The organism is Dehalococcoidia bacterium (assembly GCA_025054935.1).
Lineage (GTDB): Bacteria > Chloroflexota > Dehalococcoidia > SpSt-223 > SpSt-223 > JANWZD01.
This window is the reverse complement of record JANWZD010000054.1, coordinates 1-664: the sequence shown is the minus strand read 5'-3', so window position 1 is coordinate 664 and position 664 is coordinate 1. Positions and strand designations below refer to the sequence as shown.

General features: G+C 54.8%; 2 protein-coding genes. Both read right to left on the bottom strand.

The features are described 5' to 3' along the window. On the bottom strand, positions 1–232 hold a 232-nt coding region (locus NZ773_16235; protein ID MCS6803476.1), incomplete at its 3' end, for a hypothetical protein. Between the two features lie 51 nt (positions 233–283). After that, a partial coding sequence (locus NZ773_16230) for an acetyl-CoA C-acyltransferase (protein ID MCS6803475.1) occupies positions 284–664 on the bottom strand: 381 nt, incomplete at its 5' end.

Here is a 664-nt window from a genome sequence, read left to right as displayed (position 1 = left end):
CGTCAGAGACCACAATATCGCCTTTTTTGACTTCTTTGACCAAGGGGCTGCTATTGGAAAAATAGAGCGTGGGGGTGTTTGTGTTGACGATGTAGCGGGCATCGACCGGTGTCAGGTCACGCACATTTTCCGCTTTTCGGCTACCAATGATTTCTTCTGAGCCATTTTGCAAGGCACAGTGCGCTGCGATTAAACTGGCCAGTACGGCCACTACACGGATCGCCTTTAGCATATATCCCTCTGGTAACTTATGGCCATAGAGGAGTGGGGCGAGCCAAATTTGTTATCCAACCCGCTCGATGATGGTGGCGATGCCCATGCCGCCGCCGATGCACAGTGTGATCAAGGCAAAGCGCGCTTTGCGGCGCTCCAATTCATCGACAGCTGTGCCCAAAAGGATTGCCCCCGTTGCCCCTAAAGGATGCCCCAGTGCGATTGCCCCGCCATTGGTATTGATGCGCTCGGTGGGGATACCCAGCTCGCGTTGGACATAAAGCGGTACAGCGGCGAAAGCCTCATTAATCTCCCAAAGATCAATATCTTCCACGCGCAGCCCAGCCTTTTTTAAAGCCGCGCGCGACGCGGAAACCGGCCCTGTCAGCATGATCGTGGGATCCTCACCGGATACAGCCATCGCAACAATGCGCGCCCGCTTTTTTAGCCC